This is a genomic window from Denitrobacterium sp., assembly GCF_056180635.1.
Genome location: NZ_JAZZJS010000026.1, coordinates 1 through 5,567 on the forward strand (window position 1 = coordinate 1; position 5,567 = coordinate 5,567).

Sequence of the window (5,567 nt, forward strand, 5' to 3'; positions counted from 1 at the left end):
GATGGGCGTGCAATCCTGGATGCTAGAGACTTCGAGACCCGCAGCCTGCAGCGAGCGAACGGCGGTCTCGCGGCCCGAACCCGGGCCCTTCACGAAGACGGCAACCTTGCGGAGGCCGTGCTCCATGGCGGTCTTGGCAGCAGCCTCGGCAGCCATCTGAGCGGCGAACGGAGTGGACTTACGAGAACCCTTGAAGCCAACCGTGCCCGCGGACTGCCAGGAAATCACATTGCCCTGAGGATCGGTGATGCTGACAATCGTGTTGTTGCACGTAGATTTGATATGCGCGGCGCCAACGGTGATGTTCTTACGCTCGGAGCGCTTGATGCGTGCGCGCACGTTTTTCTTCTGAGCCACTTAGTTACACCTACTTCTTCTTGCCGCCGATTTGCTTGCGAGGACCCTTGCGGGTACGAGCGTTCGTGTGGGTGCGCTGACCGCGAACGGGCAGGCCACGACGATGACGCAGGCCACGGTAGCAACCGATTTCCATAAGGCGCTTAACATTCTGGGAAACTTCGCGGTGCAGGTCGCCCTCTACCGTGAGGTTCGCGTTGATGTAATCGCGGATCTTCGCCAGATCGTCTTCCCCAAGGTCCTTCACGCGGATATCGGGGTTAACGCCGGTTTCGGCGAGGATCTTCTTGGACGTGGTGAGTCCAATGCCGTAGATGTAGGTCAAGCCGACTTCAATGCGCTTGTCGCGAGGGAGGTCGACACCAACAAGACGTGCCATGTTCTTCTTCCTCTTTCTCTAGCCCTGACGCTGCTTGTGGCGCGGATTCTCGCAGATAACGAGAACCTTGCCGTGGCGTCGGATGATCTTGCACTTGTCGCACATTTTCTTGACCGAAGGACGTACCTTCATATCAAACTTCCTTTCGGTATGTGTTCCACATGTATGTTCACACCCAGCCGCAGGTGATGGTTGTCTTACTGAGCATGCAGCGGCTTGCATGCGCGCTTAAACCGAAACCGCTTGCGCGGTGGGAGGTTTACTTGAAACGATACGTGATGCGACCGCGTTCGAGGTCGTAAACGGAGAGCTCGACCGTTACCTTGTCGCCCGGCAGAATCTTGATGTAATGCATGCGCATCTTGCCAGAGATGTGAGCCAGGATGTTGTGGCCGTTCTCCAGCTCTACCTTGAACATAGCGTTCGGCAGAGCCTCGGTGACGGTGCCCTCAAGTTCGATAACGTCTTCTTTGCTCAAAGGTTCCTCCATACGAGCGTTGTCTTGCACGGCGAAAGGGGAAGTTGCCAAAGGCGCCGCAAAATGCCTTTAGGCGCACAATGCGCCCAAATTTCGCGCGTATGTCGCGCGAACGGGCGGTCGAACGGCGCCCAGCACTATGCAGCGGAATTGGGGGAGAAGCGCTTACCCAGTGAACATCCGCCTTCCGTAAAACGAAGACACGCTTGCGCGCGCTTCGAATCGCTTCAGACAAACACTATAGCGCGTTTAGTCTTCCTCTATCAAAACTCCATTATCGATGAGGATTTGCTTCACTTCCGCGCAGATGTCCTGAACGGTGCGACCCGTGGTGTTCACGTAGGCATCGGCGGCCGCTGCGTAGAGCGGTTCGCGCTCGAGCACCGTCCTGCGCGCCGTTTCGATGTCCTTGAACAGGGGGCGCGAATCGGTGTTGGGGATGCGGCTAGAAGCTTCGTCGGCAGTTACGCCCAGGTAGATGATGTAGCCGTACTTCTTCATGATGTCGACGTTGCACGAGCGCTTCACCACGCCGCCGCCGGTGCCGATGAAGCGGGGGCTGCGCTGCGAGAGGTCTTCCAGGTACTCGGTTTCCAGGTCGCGGAAGTAGTCTTCCCCATCTTCGGCGAAGATGTCGGCAATGACGCGATCTTCCAGGAGCTCGAGATATTCGTCGGCGTCGATGGAGGGAAGGCCGAGCGTGGTTGCCAGATAGCCCGATACCGTGGTTTTGCCGGCGCCCATGAAGCCCACGAAATACACCTGCTTGGCCAAGTCGTAGCCGCCTGCATGATGTCGCTTCACTGCCATGGTAAGCCCTTCCTTCCAGCTGGCGAGCGCATGCCACGGATGCTGCGCGAACGGTTGCGTACTCCAGCCGCCTAAAGTAAATTGCGTGCATTGTAGCGCAGGACCGGGAAAGAACCAATACCGTGAACAAGAAATGAATCGTTTGACCAAATGCAGGGCCATCGGTAGAATGTGTCATTGCGCTTAGCGCCGTGGGCCGTTAGCTCAGTTGGTAGAGCAGAGGACTTTTAATCCTAAGGTCGGGGGTTCGAGCCCCCCACGGCCCACCACTTTTCAAGAGCTCCCTATTGGGGGCTTCTTTCGTTTTGGGCGAGTTTCAACCACGCACCATGAGGGTTCGAACCCCACCAACCCACCAGCCGGTACCTTTTTCAGAAAAGGCACGTTCAAATGCGCTGTTGCGGGGTATAGGACATTTCGTGTTGGTGATTCTGTCCGTTGTCCCAGGTCAAACCTCGTAAATGCCCTTGTTTAGTTGAGCGCCTCCAACTAGGAGGGTGGACAAAACGTGTTGGTGAACTGGAATGTAACCGCAGCTCAAGAGCCGTAAAAGTGCCAATGTGGTTGCTCGTGACGCAAGCGAGTGGAACGAGCGACTAATGAGCAAGCGGAAATGCCCCGCATGCGGCGGGGACGTGATCAAGTACGGCAAGACGAAGGCGGGCTCCCAGAGGTGGCGGTGCACGTCGTGCAAGGCGACGTCGACCAGGAGGATCGACAACGCGGCAAAGCTGCTGGCGACCTTCCTGGGATGGCTGCTGTCGGGGAAGCGGCAGGCCGACATGCCCGGCGGTGGGCGCACGTTCAGGCGCAAGTGCGCCAGGTTCTGGGAGGTGTGGCCCATTGCCCCGATCACCGGCGAGGTGCACCGCGTCGTGTTCATCGACGGCATCTACCTCGCGCGCAACGTCGTGGTTCTGATAGCCACCACCGAGGACTTCGTCATCGGCTGGCACATGGCGCGGTCGGAGAGCTCGAGGTCGTGGGGCGCGCTCATGGCCAAGATACCGCCTCCCGAGGTCGTGGTCACCGACGGTGGCAGCGGGTTCGAGAAGGCGAGGAGGGGAAACTGGCCGGAGACGCGGGTGCAAAGATGCGTGTTCCATGCGTTCAACCAGGTGAAGAGGCAGACCACCACCAGGCCCAAGTTGCAGGCGGGAGTCGAGCTCTACGGGCTCGCCAGGGGGCTGCTGCACGCGAACACGGTCGAGTCGGCCACCGCCTGGCTGCAGGCCTACAACGGCTGGTGCGCGCGCTGGGAGGCGTTCCTGGCGGAACGGACCCTCAACGAGGAGACCGGCAAGATGGGCTGGACCCACGAGCGACTGGTGGCCGCGAGGAACGGCCTGAACGCGCTGATCAAACGCGGGCACCTGTTCACGTTCCTCGACCCCGAGCTGACGGCCGAAGGGCCGTTGCCGGCCACGAACAACAAGATCGAGGGAGGGGTGAACGCCCAGCTGCGGGACATGCTGCGCAGGCACCGCGGCCTTAGCCTAGTGAGGCGGGCGAAGGCGGTCTTCTGGTGGTGCTACATGCACACGGAATGCCCGCTCGGCGCCGCCGAGATTCTCGCCACGATGCCGACCGACGAGGACATCGCGGAGCTGTACCGGCAGGCGGCCTACGAACCCCAGAAGCGCGAAGGGCCAACCGAATGGGGCGACGGGCTAGTCTGGGCGGAACTCAGGCACGCGCTCCCATGGAGAATCGAGTGGGAGTAAGTCACCAACACGTTTTGTCCTTTAACTCGCTGTTGCAAGCCTATTTCAGCCGAGCGATCTTACCGACCTGGGGATTCGCAATGACACCCCAAACCTCCCGTTGCCTTTTCTGAAAAAGGCACGCGTAAACGCGGCGCTCCCTGGGATTTCGCCCGCACGCCGCATTGCTCGAACCCCGCCGCGACCAAGCTTTCCGCTACAATGACCCCATGCAAAACATCCTACTTATAGCGAACCCCACGGCTCAGAACGGGCGCGCCGCCGACATGGCGCGCGACGCGGAAACCCTGCTGCGCACTGCAACGGGGGCCAACGTTCGCCTGGAACCCACGCAACGCGCGAACCATGCCGAAAAGCTTGCGGAAGAGGCGCGCGAATACGACGCGGTCATTACGCTAGGCGGAGATGGCGTCATACACGAAGCCGTGAACGGGCTCATGCGCATTCCGTCCGCCGAACGCCCCGTGCTGGGCGTCATTCCCGCCGGATCGGGCAACGACTACGCGCACGCGCTCGGCATTCCCACGAAACACGGGCTCGCCATCGAGCGCATCGCCGCCAATCAGCCGCGCACGGTAGACCTGGGTCGCGTAAACGGCACCTACTTCATGGAAACGCTCTCGTTCGGACTCGACGCCGCTATCGCCATCGACACCGTGGAACGCAGGAAGCGCACGGGCAAAAGCGGGACGGCGCTCTACATGGAAAGCGGGTTCGACCAGATTGCCCACCATCGCGATGCGCATGCCTGGCATGCCTCGTTCGACGGACACGACGCCGTAGAAAGCTCGTCGATCACGTTCGCCGTGCAAGTGGGCCCCTATTACGGCGGAGGCTTCCGCATCTGCCCCGATGCACGCATGGATGACGGCAAGTTCGACGTATGCATCGCGCATCCGCCGCTGGGCCTGCTGAAATCGGCCTACATCTTCCTGCGCGCGAAGAACGGCGGGCATACGAAGTTCAAGAACATGGAACTGCTCACGTGCGAACGCCTGCATGTGGAGTTCGAATCGGAACCGCCCGCGCAGATGGACGGCGAGCGCATCCGCTCGCGCGTGTTCGACGTCGAGATGTGCCCCGGCGCGCTGCTCGTGCTGTAGAGAACACTACAGGGAAATACCGGCCAGCTGAATGAGCCAGCCCCACATCACGCCCGACGCGAACAACGCGGCGATGATGAGGAGGTTCTGCTTCACGTGGCGGTTCGTACGCGCCAGAACGAGCAGGCCGATGCCGGCGGACACGAGCAGGCCGCCCATAGCCGCGCCGAAGCCAATCGTTCCTTCCAGATACAGCTCGGTGAGCACGACGCTCGCGCCGCAGTTGGGGATAAGGCCCACCAGCGAGGCGGCCACCACGGACAGCGTGGGATGCACTTCCATGAACGTCGCCAGGGTTTCCTCGCCCACCAGCTCGATGGCGCCGCCCAGCACGAGCGACACGAGGAAGATGAACAGCGTGACCTGCAGCGTATGACGAATGGCGCTACGCAGGGGGCCGTGGCTTTCCTCTTCCCCATCGCAATGGCAGTGGTCGCGCTCGCACAGTTCGTCGATATGCGGAGCACCGTCGCCCGCATGATGCGTGAAACGGACGATCGCGTCGATGACGAAGCCCATAATGAGGCCAATGACGACCTTCAGGCCGATAATCTGAACGATGCGCGCAGGGTCGACCTGCTCGGCAATGAAGATGGGTAGCATCTCATCGGACGTAGAAAGGAACACGGCGAAAAGCGTGCCAAGGGTGACGACGCGCGCAGCATAGAGCGTTGATGCCGCTGCCGAGAATCCACATTGAGGCACCACGCCGAGCA

The 5,567-nt window shown here is 60.6% G+C and carries 8 protein-coding genes and 1 tRNA gene; 3 read left to right on the forward strand and 6 right to left on the reverse strand.

All coding sequences use genetic code 11. The features are described from left to right. The 5 genes from rpsK to AC04P6_RS02330 all read right to left on the reverse strand — a co-directional run. Positions 1 to 357, reverse strand: a 357-nt coding sequence (gene rpsK, locus AC04P6_RS02310; RefSeq protein ID WP_475564977.1) for a 30S ribosomal protein S11, incomplete at its 3' end; no start/stop codon positions are given. Between the two features lie 10 nt (positions 358 to 367). Continuing rightward, positions 368 to 736, reverse strand: coding sequence for a 30S ribosomal protein S13 (gene rpsM / locus AC04P6_RS02315; protein WP_475564978.1), 369 nt, complete (start codon positions 734 to 736; stop codon positions 368 to 370). Positions 737 to 754: 18 nt separating this feature from the next. Then, positions 755 to 868: a 50S ribosomal protein L36 gene (gene rpmJ, locus AC04P6_RS02320; RefSeq protein ID WP_006363204.1), complete on the reverse strand. Its 114-nt coding sequence runs from the start codon at positions 866 to 868 to the stop codon at positions 755 to 757. 127 nt (positions 869 to 995) lie between these two features. After that, positions 996 to 1,214: a translation initiation factor IF-1 gene (gene infA, locus AC04P6_RS02325; RefSeq protein ID WP_475564979.1), complete on the reverse strand. Its 219-nt coding sequence runs from the start codon at positions 1,212 to 1,214 to the stop codon at positions 996 to 998. Positions 1,215 to 1,463: 249 nt separating this feature from the next. Beyond that, positions 1,464 to 2,024 (reverse strand): shikimate kinase, encoded by a 561-nt coding sequence (locus AC04P6_RS02330; protein ID WP_475564980.1) that lies wholly within the window; start codon positions 2,022 to 2,024, stop codon positions 1,464 to 1,466. A gap of 193 nt (positions 2,025 to 2,217) precedes the next feature. Between AC04P6_RS02330 and AC04P6_RS02335 the strand changes: the two genes are divergently transcribed. The 3 genes from AC04P6_RS02335 (at position 2,218) to AC04P6_RS02345 (ending at position 4,851) form a co-directional block, all read left to right on the forward strand. After that, positions 2,218 to 2,293: transfer RNA gene (locus AC04P6_RS02335), tRNA-Lys, on the forward strand. 330 nt (positions 2,294 to 2,623) lie between these two features. Beyond that, the gene (locus tag AC04P6_RS02340; protein ID WP_475564981.1) at positions 2,624 to 3,748 is read left to right on the forward strand and encodes an IS1249 family transposase; all 1,125 of its coding nucleotides are present in this window, start codon (positions 2,624 to 2,626) and stop codon (positions 3,746 to 3,748) included. A 209-nt stretch (positions 3,749 to 3,957) separates the two neighbouring features. After that, positions 3,958 to 4,851: a diacylglycerol/lipid kinase family protein gene (locus AC04P6_RS02345; protein ID WP_475564982.1), complete on the forward strand. Its 894-nt coding sequence runs from the start codon at positions 3,958 to 3,960 to the stop codon at positions 4,849 to 4,851. A 6-nt stretch (positions 4,852 to 4,857) separates the two neighbouring features. Here the strand turns inward: AC04P6_RS02345 and AC04P6_RS02350 are convergent. Continuing rightward, on the reverse strand, positions 4,858 to 5,567 hold a 710-nt coding region (locus AC04P6_RS02350; protein WP_475564983.1), incomplete at its 5' end, for a putative manganese transporter.

Excerpts from the sequence above, each read along its gene's own strand:
- rpsM (WP_475564978.1), bottom strand. The coding sequence starts at position 736 with ATGGCACGTCTTGTTGGTGTCGACCTCCCTCGCGACAAGCGCATTGAA.
- rpmJ (WP_006363204.1), bottom strand. The coding sequence starts at position 868 with ATGAAGGTACGTCCTTCGGTCAAGAAAATGTGCGACAAGTGCAAGATC.
- AC04P6_RS02330 (WP_475564980.1), bottom strand. The coding sequence starts at position 2,024 with ATGGCAGTGAAGCGACATCATGCAGGCGGCTACGACTTGGCCAAGCAG.
- AC04P6_RS02340 (WP_475564981.1), top strand. The coding sequence starts at position 2,624 with ATGAGCAAGCGGAAATGCCCCGCATGCGGCGGGGACGTGATCAAGTAC.
- AC04P6_RS02345 (WP_475564982.1), top strand. The coding sequence starts at position 3,958 with ATGCAAAACATCCTACTTATAGCGAACCCCACGGCTCAGAACGGGCGC.